Origin of the sequence: Falsiroseomonas sp., assembly GCF_051860665.1 — a bacterium.
Taxonomy (GTDB): Bacteria; Pseudomonadota; Alphaproteobacteria; order Acetobacterales; family Acetobacteraceae; genus Falsiroseomonas.
The window spans coordinates 266,568-280,676 of record NZ_JBHYDM010000003.1 but is presented as its reverse complement, the minus strand read 5'-3'; the positions used below and the strand labels follow the sequence as shown (position 1 = coordinate 280,676).

The 14,109-nt window shown below is 69.4% G+C and carries 14 protein-coding genes; 2 read left to right on the top strand and 12 right to left on the bottom strand.

The window, feature by feature from the left end:
• Window positions 1–96: 96 nt before the first annotated feature.
• The gene (gene fusA / locus ACTIF1_RS04770; protein ID WP_439595235.1) at window positions 97–2,178 is read left to right on the top strand and encodes an elongation factor G; all 2,082 of its coding nucleotides are present in this window, start codon (window positions 97–99) and stop codon (window positions 2,176–2,178) included.
• Window positions 2,179–2,240: 62 nt separating this feature from the next.
• Here fusA and ACTIF1_RS04765 read toward each other — a convergent pair whose 3' ends face one another.
• From ACTIF1_RS04765 to ACTIF1_RS04730, 8 genes are all read right to left on the bottom strand, one after another.
• Complete coding sequence (locus ACTIF1_RS04765; RefSeq protein WP_439595234.1) at window positions 2,241–2,684, bottom strand: MaoC/PaaZ C-terminal domain-containing protein; 444 nt, start codon at window positions 2,682–2,684, stop codon at window positions 2,241–2,243.
• Entirely contained in the window at window positions 2,681–4,174 is a 1,494-nt protein-coding gene (locus ACTIF1_RS04760) for a tripartite tricarboxylate transporter permease (RefSeq protein WP_439595233.1), read from the bottom strand. The genes ACTIF1_RS04765 and ACTIF1_RS04760 overlap by 4 nt, the downstream gene beginning before the upstream one ends.
• A gap of 10 nt (window positions 4,175–4,184) precedes the next feature.
• Window positions 4,185–4,649 (bottom strand): tripartite tricarboxylate transporter TctB family protein, encoded by a 465-nt coding sequence (locus ACTIF1_RS04755; protein WP_439595232.1) that lies wholly within the window; start codon window positions 4,647–4,649, stop codon window positions 4,185–4,187.
• Window positions 4,650–4,707: 58 nt separating this feature from the next.
• Window positions 4,708–5,697, bottom strand: a complete 990-nt coding sequence (locus tag ACTIF1_RS04750; protein ID WP_439595231.1) for a Bug family tripartite tricarboxylate transporter substrate binding protein — start codon at window positions 5,695–5,697, stop codon at window positions 4,708–4,710.
• Window positions 5,698–5,818: 121 nt separating this feature from the next.
• Window positions 5,819–6,508, bottom strand: a complete 690-nt coding sequence (locus ACTIF1_RS04745; protein WP_439595230.1) for an MlaA family lipoprotein — start codon at window positions 6,506–6,508, stop codon at window positions 5,819–5,821.
• The gene (locus ACTIF1_RS04740) at window positions 6,508–6,963 is read right to left on the bottom strand and encodes an NfeD family protein (RefSeq protein ID WP_439595229.1); all 456 of its coding nucleotides are present in this window, start codon (window positions 6,961–6,963) and stop codon (window positions 6,508–6,510) included. The genes ACTIF1_RS04745 and ACTIF1_RS04740 overlap by 1 nt, the downstream gene beginning before the upstream one ends.
• A complete protein-coding gene (locus tag ACTIF1_RS04735) occupies window positions 6,948–7,904 on the bottom strand; it encodes an SPFH domain-containing protein (RefSeq protein ID WP_439595228.1) in 957 nt (318 codons plus the stop codon). Before ACTIF1_RS04735 ends, ACTIF1_RS04740 begins: the two co-directional genes overlap by 16 nt.
• A gap of 221 nt (window positions 7,905–8,125) precedes the next feature.
• Window positions 8,126–8,473: a hypothetical protein gene (locus ACTIF1_RS04730; RefSeq protein ID WP_439595227.1), complete on the bottom strand. Its 348-nt coding sequence runs from the start codon at window positions 8,471–8,473 to the stop codon at window positions 8,126–8,128.
• 102 nt (window positions 8,474–8,575) lie between these two features.
• Between ACTIF1_RS04730 and ACTIF1_RS04725 the strand changes: the two genes are divergently transcribed.
• Window positions 8,576–10,000, top strand: a complete 1,425-nt coding sequence (locus tag ACTIF1_RS04725) for a M20 family metallopeptidase (protein WP_439595226.1) — start codon at window positions 8,576–8,578, stop codon at window positions 9,998–10,000.
• A gap of 242 nt (window positions 10,001–10,242) precedes the next feature.
• On the opposite strand, the gene ACTIF1_RS04720 is transcribed toward ACTIF1_RS04725, so the two are convergent.
• The 4 genes from ACTIF1_RS04720 to ACTIF1_RS04705 all read right to left on the bottom strand — a co-directional run bounded on the left by ACTIF1_RS04720 (window position 10,243) and on the right by ACTIF1_RS04705 (window position 14,078).
• A complete protein-coding gene (locus ACTIF1_RS04720; RefSeq protein WP_439595225.1) occupies window positions 10,243–11,538 on the bottom strand; it encodes a TRAP transporter large permease in 1,296 nt (431 codons plus the stop codon).
• A gap of 2 nt (window positions 11,539–11,540) precedes the next feature.
• Window positions 11,541–12,053 (bottom strand): TRAP transporter small permease, encoded by a 513-nt coding sequence (locus ACTIF1_RS04715; RefSeq protein ID WP_439595224.1) that lies wholly within the window; start codon window positions 12,051–12,053, stop codon window positions 11,541–11,543.
• A gap of 55 nt (window positions 12,054–12,108) precedes the next feature.
• Window positions 12,109–13,149 carry a TRAP transporter substrate-binding protein DctP gene (gene dctP / locus ACTIF1_RS04710; protein ID WP_439595223.1) on the bottom strand — a complete coding sequence of 347 codons (1,041 nt, stop codon included), beginning with the start codon at window positions 13,147–13,149 and terminating at the stop codon, window positions 12,109–12,111.
• Between the two features lie 95 nt (window positions 13,150–13,244).
• Window positions 13,245–14,078 carry a sulfotransferase family protein gene (locus ACTIF1_RS04705; RefSeq protein ID WP_439595222.1) on the bottom strand — a complete coding sequence of 278 codons (834 nt, stop codon included), beginning with the start codon at window positions 14,076–14,078 and terminating at the stop codon, window positions 13,245–13,247.
• Window positions 14,079–14,109 lie beyond the last annotated feature (31 nt).

Below are 14,109 nucleotides of genomic sequence, written 5' to 3'. Positions count from 1 at the left end.
ATGTCCCGCCGCGAGAAGACGATACTCGAATCATTGCGCGGGCGGCAACGGGCGGAAGCCCGCGGTCGGACCCGCTTTCGCCTATGGAGACCCATCGTGGCGCGCACTGAACTGGCCCTGATCCGCAACATCGGCATCACCGCGCATATCGATGCCGGTAAGACCACCACGACAGAGCGGATCCTGTACTACACCGGCAAGTCCCACCGCATCGGTGAGGTCCATGACGGCAACACCACGACGGACTACATGGCGCAGGAGCGCGAGCGGGGGATCACCATCACCTCCGCCGCCGTGACGGCGATCTGGAAGGATCACCGCATCAACGTCATCGACACCCCCGGCCACATCGACTTCAATATCGAGGTCAACCGGTCGCTGCGCGTGCTCGACGGCGCCATCTTCATCATCGAGGGCGTGGCCGGCGTGCAGCCGCAGTCCGAGACGAACTGGCGCCTGGCCGACCGCTACAACGTCCCGCGCATCATCTTCATCAACAAGCTGGACCGCACGGGCGCCGATTTCTATCGCGCCGCGGAGACGCTGACCGAGAAGCTGGGCATCAACTGGGTCACCCTGCAGCTGCCGATCGGCATCGAGGACACCTTCATCGGCGTCGTCGACCTGGTCGAGATGAAGGCCATCATCTGGAAGGGTGACGAGCTCGGCGCGCAGTACGAATACCAGGAGATTCCTGACGACCTGAAGGAGAAGGCGGCCGAGTACCGCCAGAAGCTGGTCGACACCGCCGTCGGCATCGACGAGACGGCGATGGAGGAATATTTCGACAAGGGCGACGTCTCGGTCGAGACCCTGAAGAAGTGCATCAAGAAGGGCACGATCAGCGGCGAGTTCCGCCCGGTGCTCTGCGGCACCGCCTTCAAGAACAAGGGCGTGCAGCCGCTGCTGGATGCGGTGCTGGACTACCTGCCGAGCCCGATCGACATCCCCGGCATCAAGGTGGCGCCGGAGGAAGGCCAGGACGAGACGGCCGACCGCCAGGTGATCCCGGCCGATCCGGAAGCGCCCTTCGCCGGCCTCGCCTTCAAGATCATCAACGACAAGTACGGCAACCTGACCTTCGTGCGCGTCTATCGCGGCACGCTGCGCCAGGGCGACATGGTGATGAACACCACCAAGGGCCAGCGCGAGCGCATCGGCCGCATGTTCCAGATGCACGCCGACAAGCGCGAGGAAATCAAGGAAGTCTCCGCCGGCGACATCGCCGCCTTCGTCGGGCTGAAGGACACCGGCACGGGTGACACGCTCGCCGATGCCGCCGATCCGGTGGTGCTGGAGCGCATGGCCTTCCCGGTGCCGGTCATCGACATCTCCGTCGAGCCGAAGACCAAGGAAGGCATCGAGAAGATGACCCTCGGCCTGCAGAAGCTGGCGGGCGAGGACCCCAGCCTGCGCCTGCGCACGGACCAGGAGACGGGCCAGACCATCCTCTCCGGCATGGGCGAGCTGCATCTCGAGATCATCGTCGACCGCCTGATGCGCGAATACGGCGTGGACGCGAATATCGGCGCGCCGCAGGTGGCGTACCGGGAGACGATCACCAAGAGCCACACCGAGACCTATACCCACAAGAAGCAGTCGGGCGGTTCGGGCCAGTTCGCCGAGGTGAAGATCGTCTTCGAGCCGAAGGAGCGCACCGAGGGCGTCGAGTTCGTCAACGGCACCACCGGCGGCTCCGTGCCGAAGGAATACATCCCGGCGGTGGAAAAGGGCATCAAGGTGCAGGCCGATACCGGCGTGCTGGCCGGCTTCCCGACGGTGGACTTCAAGTTCACCCTGGTGGACGGCAAGTACCATGACGTCGACTCCTCGGCGCTGGCCTTCGAAATCGCCGCCAAGGCCTGCTTCCGCGAGGGCATGAAGAAGGCCGGCCCGGTGATCCTGGAGCCGATCATGGACGTGGAAGTCACCACGCCGTCCGACCATGTCGGCGACGTGGTCGGCGACCTGAACCGCCGCCGCGGCGTCATCCAGTCCCAGGACATGGCCGGCACCTCGGTCATCGTCCGGGCGCATGTGCCGCTGAAGGAAATGTTCGGCTACATCTCGAACCTGCGCGGCATGACCAAGGGCCGCGCCAGCTTCTCGATGCAGTTCCACCACTACGACCCGGTGCCGCGTAACGTCGCCGAGGAGATCATGAAGAAGTCCGCCTGATCCCATCCGGGATTGGCGACAGCAGGCGGCGCGGGGGGCAACCCCCGTGCCGTTTGGCGTTTTCAGCGCCTGAGGAAGTGGGTGCCCAGCGCGTCCAGCACCACCCGGCCTTCCGCGGCGGTGGCGACCAGGTAGCGCAGCTTCGCCACCGCCATCTCCGGCTTGCTGCGGCTGGTGCGTATCTCCGCCACCTGCAGGCGCATGGTCACCGGCTGGTCCGGCTCCAGCGGCGCCGGCCAGATCAGCTCCGCCCCGCCGCCGGCCAAGTTGATCTCCGCCAGCAGCCCGCTGCGGATCAGGTGGCCGACGGCGGCGGAATAGGTGTGCAGCCCGCTGGCCACCAGCCGGCCGAAGACGGACTGGCGTGCCGCTTCCTCATCCAGGTGGAAGGGCTGCGGGTCCCAGCGCCGGGCGAAATCCAGCACCTCCGCCCGCGGCAGAACAAAGCCGCCGAGGTCGAATTCCATGCCTTGCGCCAGCTCATCCGCCGAGCGCAGCGCCCTCATGCCGCTGCGGCCACCGGCGCGCGCCGGACGCCGCGCGCCAGCATCACCAGCCAGATCAGCAGCGTCGCCACCCCCAGCGTGCCGGCGATCGGGCGGCTGAAGAATTCCAGGAAGGACCCGTCCGCCTTGATCATGGACTGCACGAAGGTCTGCTCCAGCATCTCCCCCAGCACCAGGCCCAGGATCAGCGGCGCCACGGGGATGCCGTGCTCCTCCATCACCCAGCCCAGCAGGCCCATCACCAGCATCAGCACCACGCCATAGAGGCTGTTGGTCATGGCGAAGCTGCCCACCAGGCAGAACAGCAGGATGACGGGCAGCAGCAGGTTGCGCGGCACCCGCAGGATCTGCCGGGCGGACTTGATGGCGGCCCAGCCCAGCGGGAACATCAGCAGGTTGGCCAGGATGAAGATCAGGAAGACCGCATAGATCAGCTGCGGGTTTTCCTGGAACACCGTGGGGCCGGGGTTCATGCCCTTCATATAGAGCACGCCGATGACGATGGCGGTGATGCTGTCACCCGGAATGCCGAAGACGAGCGCCGGGATCCAGGCGGCCGCGAGTGCCGAGTTGTTGGCCGAGGTCGCATCCACGATGCCCTCCACCTCGCCCGTGCCGAATTTCTCCGGCTCCCGGGAGAAGCGCTTGGCCACCGCATAGCTGATCCAGGCGGCGATATCGGCGCCCGCGCCGGGCAGGGCGCCGATCGCCGTGCCGATGGCGCTGCCGCGCAGGAAATTCCACCAGTAGCGACGAAAGACGCCGCCGACGCCGCGGAACATATTGCCCACCGCCTGGGTCACCGCCTTGGCCGCCACATCCACCGTCACCGCGCCGCGCATCAGCTCGCTGACCGCGAACATGCCGATCATGGTGGGGACGAAGTTGATGCCGGACATCAGGTCGACATTGTCGAAGGTGAAGCGCGGGAAGCCTGCCGCCGGGTCGATGCCGACGGTGGCCAGCAGCAGCCCGAAGAACAGCGACAGAAATCCCTTCACGGGGTCGGCGTTCGACATGAACACCGCGCAGGTCAGGCCCAGGCAGGCCAGCCAGAAATACTCGTAGGAAGAGAAATTGATGGCGACTTCCGCCAGCATCGGCGCGAAGGCGATCAGCACCACCACGCCGATCAGCCCGCCGGCGACGGAGAAAACCAGGTTCACGCCCATGCAGAGGTTCAACTGCCCCTTCTGCGTCATGGCGTAGGATTCATCCGCATAGGCCGCGGAGGCCGGCGTGCCCGGCATGCGCAGCATCGCCGCCGGGATATCGCCCGCGAAGATCGCCATGGCGGTCGCCGTCACGATGGCGCCCAGCGCGGGGACCGGCGGCATGAAGAAGGTGACGGGCACCAGCAGCGCGGTGGCCATGGTGGCGGTCAGCCCCGGCATGGCGCCCACGAACATGCCGAAGACGGCGGAGACCGCGATCACCCCCAGCACGAAGGGGTCGAAGACCATGCCGAAGGCCTGGATCAGCGTGTCCATCGGTCGGCCCTCACAAGACGCTGTCGAGGATGCCGCGCGGCAGCGGCACGCGCATCAGCCCGGCGAAGAACCAGTGCACCAGCAGCGTCATGCCCGCCGCCACCGGCAGCGCCACCGCCGGCCGCGCCTGGAACCACAGGAACAGGCCGAGCAGCAGCAGGAAGGCGGTGGGGATGAAGCCGAGCGGGTCGGACAGCAGGATATAGGCCAGGGCGGCGCCGGGGATCAGCAGGAAGGAGGCCAGCCGCGCCGGCTGCGCCATCCACCCCTCCACCACCAGCAGCGGCTGCCGTGCCCGAAGGCCGCGCAGCAGGAGCGTGAGCGCGCAAAGCCCGATGCCCGCGGCCAGGATGCGCGGGAACAGGTTCGGCCCATAGTCCTGGCCGGGAAAGGCGGGGAAATAGGTGGTCAGCCACCAGACCCAACCGGCAAAGCCGAGCAGGATCGCGCCCAGCAGGGCATCGTTCATTCGCATGGCAGGCCTTCCGCAGGCGGCGCAGGCGAGGGGGCCGTGGCCCCCTCGCGCCAGGAGATCAGCCGCGCGCGAGGCCCGCGCCGCGCATCGCATCGCCCATGGCGCGGTCGCCCTCCGCCATGAAGCTGGCGAAGCCGGCGGCGTCCTGCCAGACCGTGCCGAAGCCGCGGCTGGTCATGAACTCCTTGAACTGCGGATTGTCATAGGCCGCCTTCAGCGCCGTGCCGAGGCGCTGGGCGACCGGCGCCGGCAGACCCTTCGGCGCCGCGATGCCGCGCCAGGCGCCGACCGAGTAGTTGATGCCCAGCGTCTCGTTCAAGGTGGGCACCTGGGCGAACATCGGGTTGCGCTCCGGCGCCATGATCGCCAGCGACTTGGCGCGGCCGGCATCGATCATCGCCCGCGCCTCGGGCACCGAGCAGGTGACGATATCGACGCCGCCCGCCGCCAGTTCCTGCATCGCCGGCGCCGCGCCATTGGAGGGGACCCAGCGCACATGGTCGCCCTTCAGCCCCATCGCCTGCAGCCAGCCGACCAGGGCCAGGTGCCAGATGCCGCCCTGGCCGGTGCCGCTCGCCTTGAAGGTGCCGGCCGGCCGCGCCTTGATGGCATCCGCCAGGGCCTTGATATCGGCATAGGGCGAATTGGTGGCCACCTGCACGCCGGGCGGATCCGAATTCATCAGCGCCAGCGGCGTATAGGATTCGGGATTGAGCTGGGTCAGCCCCTGCCAATGCATCATGGTGATTTCCACCGTGATCATGCCGATGGTGTAGCCATCCGGAGCCGCCGTCGCGATGGCGGAATGGCCGACCACGCCGGAGCCGCCGGTGCGATTCACCACATTCACCGGCTGGCCGAGGTCCCGCTCCAGCAGGCTGCCCACGATGCGCGCCGTGGCATCCGTGCCACCGCCGGCGCCCCAGGGCACGATCAGCTGGATCGGGCGGTTCGGCCAGTTGCCCTGGCCGAGGGCCGGCATGGCGAGCGGCGCGGTCAGCGCGGCGCCGCTGGCGGCCAGCAGGGTACGGCGGGACAGCAGGGTCATGGGATCGTCTCTCCTCCTCTGCGCCCAGGTTGCTCCCGGGCACTTGCCGCAAGGCTAGGCCGGGTTGCGCGGGAGCTTCAAGCCAGGAGAGGAGCGGCGAGGCGACTTCGTTGCGCCGTGGTCAGTCTTCCTCCGCGGCCTGCTCGCTTGCAGCCTGGGCCGCCCGGTCCACGGCGCACAGCGCGGCCCGGCGCTGCAGATAGGCGCTGCGATAGACCGCATAGGGATCCAGCGCCTGCGCCTCGACGCGGCCGAGCTCGCCCGAGAGCTGGCTGTATTCCACCAGCAGGTCACCGCCCCGCCAGGGCAGGAAGAGCTGCGGGCCGAGCACCTGGGCCAGGCCGGCGCTGCTGGCCAGCAGCGCCCCGGCATCGCGGAGCGTCGAGGGGCCGAGGATCGGCAGCACCAGATAAGGCCCGCTCGGGATCCCCCAGGCGCAGGCCGCATCCGCCGGCACGGCGACGCGCCGCCCGAAACCCCATTCCGCCGCGCTGTCCCGCACCCCGCCGAGCCCGAGGCTGGAATTGATGCCGAAGCGGGCCGTCGCATGCCAGGCCAGGCCGAAATCCCCCGCCGCCAGGCCGGAGATGGCCGTGATCGGCTCCCGCAGATTGGCGAAGGCATTGGCGATGCCCTGGCGGACCGGGGCGGGGGCATGGGTGACATAGGCGGTGACCACCGGGTCCAGCACCCAGGCCTGCACCAGGCGATTGAAGCCGTGGATGCGGCGGTTCACCCCCTCCAGCGGATCGGAGGCTGCCTGGGCGAGCCCCGGCACCAGCAGCAGCGCCGCCAGCAGAAGCGGCCGCATCAGGCGGGCTGCCCGATGTCGTCGTGGATCGGCCGCACCACCAGCACCACACCCTCCACCGCCTCCACCCGCACCGGCGCACCGACCGGGGGCAGCGCCAGGCCGGGCGGCAGCCGGGCCGGCCATTCGCTGTCGCCCAGCCGCACCCGCGGCGCGCCATCGGGCCCGGAGAGCAGCACCGCGCGCCGCCCGGCCAGGCCGGCCTCCGGCGCATTCACCCGGAGGCCCGGCGCACTGCGGCCACGGCGGAGGGCCAGCGAGCCCGCCACCCCCGCCGCCAGCAGCACCAGGAAGACCAGGACGATGGGCCCGAAGCCGAGACCGGTGACGACCAGCAGCACCAGACCGGTGCCGATCGCGGCAATCCCGGCCCAGAGCAGATAGACGCCCGGCAGCAGCAGCTCCGCCCCCAGCGCGACCAGGCCGAGCAGGATCCAGATCAGGCCCGGTTCCACGGTCGGTCCCCCGGCAGGCGGCCGCCACCGGGCGGCGGATTCGGACCCGCCGCGCCCTCCGGCGGCGCGGTGCCGCGCAGCAATTCCATGGCCTGGGTGATGCCGCCCGCCAGCGCCGCACTTTCCATGGGCACGATGACGAGGCGGGAGGAGGGGTTGGCGGCCATGGCCTCGAAGGCCTTCACGTATTTGTCCGCGATGAAGTAGCGCAGCGCATCGGCGCCCGCGCCGGCGGCGGCCTCCGCCACCATCTTCGTCGCATTCGCCTCCGCCTGGGCCAGCGCCTCCCGCGCCTCGGCATCGCGCAGCGCGGCATCGCGACGGCCCTCCGCCTGCAGCACCAGGGCCTGCTTTTCGCCCTCCGCCTTGGCCACGCTGGCGCGGCGCTCCCGCTCCGCCGTCATCTGCAGGTTCATGGCGCGGATCAGCGTATCCGGCGGCTCGATCTTGCGGATCTCGACCCGGCTGACCTTGGCGCCCCAGGGATCCGTGGCACCGTCCAGGATATTGAGCAGCGAGGTATTGATGCGGTCGCGGGAGGACAGCGTCTGGTCCAGGTCCATCTCGCCGATCACGGCGCGGATATTGGTCATCGCCATGGCGACCAGCGCCTGGGTCAGGTCCTGCACCGCATAGGCGGCCTTGGTCGGATCCATGACGCGGTAATAGACGATGCCATCCACCGCCACCGTCGCATTGTCCTTGGTGATGACGGACTGCTCCGGGATGTCCAGCACCACCTCCTGCACATTCAGCCGGTGGCCGATGCGATCCACGAAGGGGATGATGAGGTTGAGCCCCGGGGAGAGCAGCCGGGTGAAGGCGCCGAAGCGCTCCACCGTCCAGACCTGGCCCTGCGGCACCGTGCGGATGCCCTGGGCGACGGTGACCACCGCCAGCAGCAGCAGCACGACAAGCACGATGGTCGCCAGGGAATCCATGGAGTCGCCTTCGAAACGTGCCGGCTGGCCGGCCTGGGGGAGGGGGCGCCATCCTGGCGCGGGCTGCGGGCGCCGTTCTGGCGCGGAATCGGACCCCCATCCTGGAGTACCGCCGCCGCGCCATCCTGGCGCAGGCGGGCCAGGGCCTTTGCCTGCCGCAGCCCGCCCAGTCTGGCCCGGATTGCCGATTCTTGCCAGAGGCTTAAGAGCCGGCCGGAACCTTACCGGAACTCATTGTCCCGCAGCGAGGCATTGCCCTTGTGGTCGGTGCGGCTGGCCAGCGCCGTATCCAGCGCCCGCCCCAGCTTGCCGAGCGCGCCGTTCATCGCCTTCGGCACCGTCTCCGCCTGATGGGACACGGCAATCGGCGCCTTCCCGGTCGGCCGCGCCTCCACCATGCAGCGCTTGTCCTGGGCCCCGCCCTTCAGGGCGTTCACATCGCCGAGATGCACCTCGACGCGCGTCAGATGCGCCTCGAACCGCCCGACCGCCTCGACCACCGCCTGCTCCACCCGGGCGATCAGATCGGCGCCGCCGGCGCCATCGGGGGTATTCACCTGGATCTGCATGCGGACCTCCCTTGCAGTTGCCAGGGGGCAACGCGCTGGCCGGGCGGGCCGTTTCCGGCGATACTCCCGCTTTCGCCCTAAGCCTTGGCCAAGGAGCCCATCATGCAGAATTCGGAACAGATCTGGCAGCTCGTCGACCAGCGGCGCGAGCCCTATGTCGAGCTCTCGGACAAGATCTGGGGCATGCCGGAGCTCTGCTACGACGAACACCGCAGCTGCGCCGAACACAAGGCGATGCTCGAGGCCGAGGGCTTTCGCGTCACCACCAATGTCGCCGGCATCCCCACCGCGGTGATGGGCGAGGCCGGTGAGGGCGGGCCCGTCATCGCCATCCTCGGCGAATACGACGCACTGCCCGGCCTGTCCCAGGAAGCCGGCGTGACCGAGCCGCGCCCCGTCCCCGGCGAGACCCGCGGCCATGGCTGCGGCCACAACCTGCTCGGCTCCGCCAGCCTGATGGCCGCCGCCGCGGTGAAGGACTGGCTGAAGGCCAATGGCCTGCCCGGCCGCGTGCGCTACTACGGCTGCCCCGCCGAGGAAGGCGGCGCCGCCAAGGGCTTCATGGTGCGCGACGGCGCCTTCGACGATGTCGACATCGCCATCACCTGGCACCCGGCCAGCTTCGCCGGCGTCGACGACATGATCTCGCTGGCCAATACCCGCATCGATTTCTCCTTCATCGGCCGCGCCAGCCACGCCGCCGCGGCGCCGCATCTCGGCCGCTCGGCACTCGATGCCGTCGAGCTGATGAATGTCGGCGTGAACTACATGCGGGAGCACATGCCCTCCGACGCCCGCATCCACTACGCCTATCTCGATGCCGGCGGCATCGCGCCCAACGTGGTGCAGTCCACCGCGAAGGTCCGCTACCTGATCCGCGCCCGCAACGTGACCGAGCTCAACGCCCTCGTCGCCCGCGTGCGCAAGATCGCCGACGGCGCCGCGCTGATGACGGAATGCACCGTCTCCACCCGCGTCGTCTCCGCCGTCTCCAACCTCATGGGCAACGCGCCGCTGGACAAGGCGATGCAGGCCAATCTGGACCGGCTCGGCGCGCCGGAATGGGACGACGCCGACCGCGCCAAGGCCGCCGAATTCCAGGCGACCCTTTCGGAGGAAGACATCCTCTCCGCCTGGCGCCGCGTCGGCGTCGAACCCCGCCCCGGCGAAGTGCTCTGCGAACAGGTGGTGCCGGAGAATGCCAAGGGCGTGCCGATGATCGGCTCCACCGACGTCGGCGACGTCTCCTGGAAGGTGCCCACCGTGCAGGCCCGCGGCGCCACCTGCGCCATCGGCACGCCCTTCCACTCCTGGCAGCTCACCGGCCAGGGCAAGCTGCCCGCCGCCCATAAGGGCATGGTCCACGTCGCCAAGGTCATGGCCGGCACCGCCATCGACGCCCTGCAGAACCCGAAGCTGATCGCCGAGGCCAAGGCCGACCACGCCAAGCGCACCGGCGGCAAGCCCTACCAGAGCCCGCTCCCCGCCGACGCCAAGCCGGCCCTGGACATGAGCGTCTCGGTCTGAAGCGTTGCGCGGATGATTGCAGGAGGGGCGCCGCCCCTCCTGCACCTCCCCGCAAAGGGCTTTGGCCCTTTGAACCCATGAATATGAGCAGAAATGGAGAGGGGGCCGGGCCGACCGCGTCATCAGCGGGACCGCCAGCCCCCTCTCCATTTCTGCTCAAAGTCCTCGCGGTCCAGGGGCCGGGCCCCTGGCATGGGGGTGCAGGGGGAACAGCGTTCCCCCTGCAAACCACCCGCGCAGCCCTACAGATCCCCGAACGCGCGTGGCAGGAACAGGGCCAGGTCGGGGATGAAGGCGACCAGCAGCAGGGCGGTCAGCATGGCCAGGACGAACCACAGCACCCAGGGGATGGTGGATTCCATGGAGGCGCCGGCCACTTTGCAGGTGACCATGAGGTTCACGGCCATGGGCGGTGTGAAGGCGCCGATGGCGACGTTCATGGTCAGGATGATGCCGAACCAGGTCAGGTCCCAGTTGAAGCTTTTGGCGATGGGCAGAAGGATTGGCAGGAAGACCAGGAAGATGGAGATGGCGTCGATCAGCATGCCCGCCACCAGCAGCAAGGCGGTGATCAGCAGCAGCATGATGGTTTCGTTGCCGGTGATGCCGACCAGGGTCTGGGCCAGGGCGTCGAAGGCGCCGACGGTGCTGCCGGCATGGGCGAAGATGCTGGCGAGTGCGATGATCATCAGCACCACGGCGCTGATTTCCGCGCTGTCGCGCAGTGTGGCGTAGATGTCCGCCCAGCGCAGCACGCGGTAGATGAAGAGCCCGACGAAGAGGCCGTAGAAGACCGCGACGACGGCCGCTTCGGTGGGTGTGAAGGCGCCGGTGCGCAGCCCGCCCAGGATGACGATGGGGGCGAGCAGGCCCCAGATCGCGTCCTTGAAGGAGGCCCAGAGGGGCGGGCGCTGTTCCTCCGCTGGCGGCATGCCGAAGCCGTGGATGCGGGCCAGAAGGATGGCGGGCACCAGCAGCGACAGACCGGCCAGGAGTCCCGGCACCACGCCGCCCAGGAACAGGGCGGGCACGGAGACTCCGGGCACGATCACCGCATAGACGATGAAGGGGATGGAGGGCGGGATCAGTACCGCGGTGGACCCGGCGGCGGCGATCAGGCTGGCGGAATAGGCGCGCGGATAGCCTTGCTTCAGCATGGCCGGCAGCATCACCGCGGCGACGGCGGCGGCATCCGCGGCGCCGGAACCGCTGATGCCGCCGAGCACCATGCAGACCAGCACGGCGACGATGGCGAGCGCCCCGCGTCGCGGCCCGACCACGGCCTGGGCGAAGACCACCAGCCGCGCCGCGACGCCCGCGCGTTCGAAGACCATGCCGGCCAGGACGAACATCGGCAGGGCCAGCAGCGGGTATTTGGCGATGCCGGTCCAGATGTTGGTGGGCAGGGCCATGATGCCGAGCCCCTCGATGGCGATCACCAGGAAGCCGGCCAGGCCGAGCGAGACGCCGATCGGCACGCCCAGGAAGAGCAGCGCGAAGAAGACGCCGAGCAGGATGAGGGAGCCTTCGAGCGCCATGGCTAGCGCGCCCTCGCCACGCGCAGCATGCGGCCCAGGATGCGCAGGCAGATCACGGCCGAGAGCAGCGGCATCCAGACCGTGTAATACCAGGAGGGCACGCCGAGGCCCGGCGAGAGCACCTCGAAGCGGTATTCGTCCCAGGTGTACCAGGCGCCGTACCAGGCGATGAAGCCGAAGATCAGCAGGCAGGAGGCCAGCACCGCCTGTTCCACCAGCCGCGCCAGCTTCACCGGCAGGCGTTCGGTGAAGAAGGTCATGCGGATGTGGCGGTCGTTGCCGAAGGCGGCGGCGGCGCCGACGAAGGCCATCACCACCATCAGCGCCACCGAATATTCCTCGGTGAAGGCGAAGGAGACATTGGTGAAGTAGCGCACCACCACATTGCCGAAGGTGATCAGTGCGAGGATGCCCATGATGGCGGCGCCGATCGCGCCCTCGATCGTCACCGGAATGCGCGGCGGCGCTTCCCCCAGTTGCAGGCCAGGGGCCTGGATATCGGCGTGCTCGGTCATCGGGGCATCCCGCAGGCGGGCGCGGCGGGGTCAGCGCCGCCGCGCCGGCGATCCATCAGGCCCGCGCGCCGGAAACGGCGGCTTCGGCGCGGCGCACCAGATCGGCGCCGACGGTCTGCGCGTATTTGTCGTAGACCGGGCGCGTGGCGCGGGCGAAGGCCTGCTTTTCCGCGTCCGACAGGATGGTGACCGTCACGTTGCGCCGCGCCAGTTCATCGAGCGAGCTGCGGTCGCCATCGGCGCCCAGCCCCTTGCGGCTGGCGGCGATCTGTTCCTGCGCCGCCTGCTGCGCGCAGTCCCGCACCAGCGCCTGGTCCTCGGCCGAGAAGCTGGCCAGCACCGGCTTGGTCAGCAGGAAGATCCCGGCATCGGCCACGTAGTTCCAGATGGTCAGGTGGCGCTGCGCCAGCGTGTCCATGCGGAAGCCGAGGAAGAGGTTCACCGGGTTCTCCTGCCCATCCACCGCGCCGGTGGAGAGCGCCGGCTGCAGGTCGGCGAAGGACATCTGGACGGGGTTCGCGCCGAGCGCCGTGAAGATCTCGGAGAAGATGGCGCCGGCGGCGAAGCGGATCTTCATGCCGCGCAGATCCTCCGGCGTGCGGATCGCCTTGCGGCTGTTGGAGATCTCGCGAAACCCGTTCTCGCCCCAGGCCACCGGCTGCACGTCCCGCTGCTCCAGGGTGCGGAACAGCTCGGCGCCGATCGGGCCCTTGATGATGGCATCGAAGCCGCGGCTGTCCTGCAGCAGGAAGGGCAGGGAGAAGATGTTCATCTCCCGGATCTGCGGCGAGATGTTGATGGTGGAGAAGACCGCGAAGTCGATCACGCCCTGGCGCATCGCCACCAGTTCGCGCGTCTGGTCGCCGCCGACCAGCTGGCTGCCCGGATAGACCTTCACATTGATCCGTCCGCCGGAGCGTTCGGTCACCAGCTCCGCCCAGCGGAAGGCGCCGTCCGCCAGGGGGATGGTGCGGTTGCCGACGACGGAGAGCTTGTATTCCGGCTTGTAGCGCGTCTGCGCCCGGGCGACATGCGGTGCCGCGAGCGCGCCGGCGGCTGCGGCCAGCGCGATGCGCCGGGTGATCAGGCTGGTCATCGGAACCCCTCCCATTCTGCGCCGCGCCTTGGCCGGCCGGCTTTTCGTGGCGGGCAGAATGCGGGGGGGCGCACCCGTTCCGCAAGGGGGTGGATTCAGGTGCCGGCCCTGGCCAGCCAGGCGGCGGCGGCGTCGAAGGGCTCGGGGTCCAGCCCGGTCTCCGCGGGCGCGCGGCGCAGCTCGGCATAGACGCGCTTCACGGCGGCCGGCACCTCCGGGTCGCGCAGCAGCGTCTCGGTCTCCGCCTCATGGTGGCGCAGCGCGGGGGTCAGGAAGGCGATCGTCTCCAGCGCCCGCTCCCGCCGCACCGGCACGCCGAGATGGGCGAGGAGGCCGCGCCAGTCGCGCAGCAGATCGTCGTAATGCAGCACGGCGCGCGGCAGGCCGCGGCTGTCGCGCTCGGCTGCCAGCACATGCGAGAGCCAGAGGCCAAGCGCCTGCCGCTTCGGCATGGCCTCCCGCACCTCCAGGGAGCGGGCGACCTCCAGCGGGTTGCGCACCGGCAGCAGGGCAAGCGGCGCGGCGCCGAAGCGGGAAAGCGCCGGCAGCCAGACCGCGAGCAGGCGGCAGATGCGCGGATCCTTCAGCACGAAGGGCGCGGTGCCGGGGAATTCGGTGGCCAGCATCGCCAGGGCCTCCGCGATGAACTCCTCGCGCGCGGGCTCCGGCAGCAGGCCCTCCGGCAGCGGGTGCGGGTCGTCGTAGCGGCTGCCGGCGGCGGCCAGGATGCGGTCGTTGAGCGCCGCGACCTCCGCCGATTCCCAGAAGCCGCGCGGATTGTCCCGGGCCGGGTTCATCACCCGTGCCGGCAGCGAAAGCCCGTGCAGCGACAGCACGCGGGTGAGGGCGGAGGTGCCGGAGCGGTGCATGCCCAGCACCAGGACGGCGGGCCGGGCTTCGGGCGAAGCGGAGGGGGAGGCTGGTTCCATTGGCGCGCAGACTGCCACGCCGCCCCGCGCC

What these genes read in the sequence shown, in the direction of transcription:
- ACTIF1_RS04735 (WP_439595228.1), bottom strand. Translation starts at nt 7,904, where the DNA reads ATGGATTCCCTGGCGACCATCGTGCTTGTCGTGCTGCTGCTGCTGGCG.
- ACTIF1_RS04765 (WP_439595234.1), bottom strand. Translation starts at nt 2,684, where the DNA reads ATGAGGGCGCTGCGCTCGGCGGATGAGCTGGCGCAAGGCATGGAATTC.
- ACTIF1_RS04725 (WP_439595226.1), top strand. Translation starts at nt 8,576, where the DNA reads ATGCAGAATTCGGAACAGATCTGGCAGCTCGTCGACCAGCGGCGCGAG.
- ACTIF1_RS04745 (WP_439595230.1), bottom strand. Translation starts at nt 6,508, where the DNA reads ATGCGGCCGCTTCTGCTGGCGGCGCTGCTGCTGGTGCCGGGGCTCGCC.
- ACTIF1_RS04705 (WP_439595222.1), bottom strand. Translation starts at nt 14,078, where the DNA reads ATGGAACCAGCCTCCCCCTCCGCTTCGCCCGAAGCCCGGCCCGCCGTC.
- ACTIF1_RS04715 (WP_439595224.1), bottom strand. Translation starts at nt 12,053, where the DNA reads ATGACCGAGCACGCCGATATCCAGGCCCCTGGCCTGCAACTGGGGGAA.
- ACTIF1_RS04755 (WP_439595232.1), bottom strand. Translation starts at nt 4,649, where the DNA reads ATGCGAATGAACGATGCCCTGCTGGGCGCGATCCTGCTCGGCTTTGCC.
- ACTIF1_RS04760 (WP_439595233.1), bottom strand. Translation starts at nt 4,174, where the DNA reads ATGGACACGCTGATCCAGGCCTTCGGCATGGTCTTCGACCCCTTCGTG.
- dctP (WP_439595223.1), bottom strand. Translation starts at nt 13,149, where the DNA reads ATGACCAGCCTGATCACCCGGCGCATCGCGCTGGCCGCAGCCGCCGGC.
- ACTIF1_RS04730 (WP_439595227.1), bottom strand. Translation starts at nt 8,473, where the DNA reads ATGCAGATCCAGGTGAATACCCCCGATGGCGCCGGCGGCGCCGATCTG.
- ACTIF1_RS04750 (WP_439595231.1), bottom strand. Translation starts at nt 5,697, where the DNA reads ATGACCCTGCTGTCCCGCCGTACCCTGCTGGCCGCCAGCGGCGCCGCG.
- ACTIF1_RS04720 (WP_439595225.1), bottom strand. Translation starts at nt 11,538, where the DNA reads ATGGCGCTCGAAGGCTCCCTCATCCTGCTCGGCGTCTTCTTCGCGCTG.